Origin of the sequence: Pseudolactococcus plantarum, assembly GCF_002441715.1 — a bacterium.
GTDB classification, from domain to species: Bacteria; Bacillota; Bacilli; order Lactobacillales; family Streptococcaceae; genus Pseudolactococcus; species Pseudolactococcus plantarum.
The window spans coordinates 1-1,745 of the sequence record NZ_JXJX01000027.1 but is presented as its reverse complement, the minus strand read 5'-3'; the positions used below and the strand labels follow the sequence as shown (position 1 = coordinate 1,745).

The following is a 1,745-nucleotide window of genomic DNA, read 5'->3' as shown; positions in this document are numbered from 1 at the left end:
TTCTTTATTTAAAACTTTGCAACAGAACCATATTAATTAATATTCCAGAAATAGCACTTCCAGTAGTAACAGGTTTTCTTGGTTTCCCAATTTCGTAAGGGACAGTGAACAGTCCAATAATAATCAATAACACGTACGCAATAATAATTATATTTGCGATCATTTCATTCTCCTAATCTCATAAATATTCACGCCCAGCATCAGCAATGACAGCGCTAGTAGTATTGTCATTTAGTTACCTCCCCACCAGTCATTGACCAGCGATATTAGTTTGTTTTTCAATATATTCTTGCTATCTATGTTATAATATTTTAATTAACGTGAATTGCAGGCGAAGTGCGGTTAAAAACATTGCCGTTGAAATAGAAAGGTGTTATTATGAGGATTAATATCTTACAACACTCTCCAAATGAAGGCCCTGGTTTCATAAAAGATTGGGCACTTGAAAGAGGTCATGACATTTATGTTTATCACCCCTACTATTTTGACGGTATACTTCCTAACGAAAAAGACACTGATATGTTAATCATCCTCGGTGGCCCTATGAGTCCAAACGATGATTTGCCTTGGATTAAAGATGAGCGTAAACTAATTCAAGAACTTATTGATAGAAGCATACCAATATTCGGCGCCTGCTATGGGGCCCAACAAATTTCTAAAACTTTAGGATACGATGTTTCAAAAGCACCTTATAAAGAAGTTGGTTGGGCTCCTGTTTATCTCAAAAGTAATTCAATTCAAAACATTCCACCTAAATTAAGTGCACTACATTGGCATGAAGAAATGTTTGAGATTCCAAAGGAAGCCGAGTTATTGTTCAGTAGTGATTTATTGGAAAATCAAGGTTTTCTTCTAAAAAATATAATTGGATTACAATTTCATTTTGAACCTACAAAAACAGATATACATGAAATTGTCGTAAATGACGCTTCTTATGCTTTGAATAACAATGCATTGAATCAATCTCCGAAAGATATTTTGACTAATGATTTTCCAAGTGAGAATAAAGAAACAATGTTCAAACTACTTGATTACATTTCACAATAAACATATTGAGAGAGCAAAAGAAGAAATCCTTTGCTTTTTTCATCCCTCCACCACTTTCACTAAATCAACTCCGATGGCTTTGCCTGCGAGGTAAATATATAAGATATTTTCATTCTTACCCGTATTTACCCATTTTAGAAACTGTTCATCATCCTTATTGAGAAATTCGTCAAAACGCTCAAACTCAAATTGAGATAAATCACAACTTAATAAATGTTTCATCCAGCTACTTTCCTTAATGCTTTTCGGAATCGTGAGCTGGGGTTGAGATTCAAAATAATATGGTTGAGCATCTTCATCCCAAAGTTTAAGAAATCTTAATTCTTGCTCATGATTATGAACTAGTATTTCAAACGCTGCTTCTTTACACAAGACCTTAAAACAAGTCGAAAAAGAAATGCTTTACTATGACAAGTCCGTTGACCGTTACGAAGATTACCAGCAAGAACACACCAAAAATAAAAGTCAACATTCCCCACGTTTATAAATAAGCCAATATAAAGCCTTATAAACAGCGTTAAACTATTAAGTGGTAAATTTATACTAGCAACGTTCTAATGTTGCTTAAAATGCAAAATATGAGCTTCTAGGGCTATTGTAGAATCTTTTAGCACTTTAAAAACGAACTTTCGCTTTGACAAGCCAACTGCTTCTGTCGTCAAGCAGACCGAAGCAGTTTGATGAACCGAAGGTTGTAG

2 protein-coding genes are annotated in these 1,745 nt (G+C 34.3%); one reads left to right on the top strand and one right to left on the bottom strand.

Annotated features, from left to right (window positions below; all coding sequences use genetic code 11):
* Positions 1-378: 378 nt before the first annotated feature.
* Complete coding sequence (locus RU87_RS09410) at positions 379-1,047, top strand: type 1 glutamine amidotransferase (protein ID WP_021464853.1); 669 nt, start codon at positions 379-381, stop codon at positions 1,045-1,047.
* A 39-nt stretch (positions 1,048-1,086) separates the two neighbouring features.
* Here RU87_RS09410 and RU87_RS09405 read toward each other — a convergent pair whose 3' ends face one another.
* Positions 1,087-1,419 (bottom strand): hypothetical protein, encoded by a 333-nt coding sequence (locus RU87_RS09405; protein ID WP_068164968.1) that lies wholly within the window; start codon positions 1,417-1,419, stop codon positions 1,087-1,089.
* Between the last annotated feature and the right edge of the window lie 326 nt (positions 1,420-1,745).

What these genes read in the sequence shown, in the direction of transcription:
- RU87_RS09410 (WP_021464853.1), top strand. Translation starts at nt 379, where the DNA reads ATGAGGATTAATATCTTACAACACTCTCCAAATGAAGGCCCTGGTTTC.